The sequence below is a fragment of the Psychrobacter sp. GW64-MNA-CIBAN-0177 genome (assembly GCF_040309585.1).
GTDB classification, from domain to species: Bacteria; Pseudomonadota; Gammaproteobacteria; order Pseudomonadales; family Moraxellaceae; genus Psychrobacter; species Psychrobacter okhotskensis.
Window position 1 is genome coordinate 1 of record NZ_JBEOOY010000625.1, and the last position, 234, is coordinate 234.

Genomic DNA, 234 nt, shown 5'->3' on the forward strand with positions numbered 1-234 from the left:
GTATTAATGGTGAGCTTGAACGTGCAGACAAACAATTAAACTTTTTAGTGCAAAAGCATCCCGACTTTTTAATTGGCGCAGCAAATTTACGTCAGTTGATCCGTGCTGAACAAGCCCGACAAGATTTTATGGCAGGCAAAGCAGTGCCGCAACTTTTTGCTGAGTCCGATGCACATGTTGAAGCATTAATGAAATTACGCTTAGCAATGGTTGATGCTCAAGATGATGTGACTC

General features: G+C 41.9%; 1 protein-coding gene. It reads left to right on the plus strand.

Translation table 11 applies throughout. The annotated features are described in order from the left end of the window. Nucleotides 1–234 (plus strand): hypothetical protein (locus tag AAEY79_RS16460; RefSeq protein WP_352289868.1); only part of this gene is annotated, 234 nt, incomplete at both ends.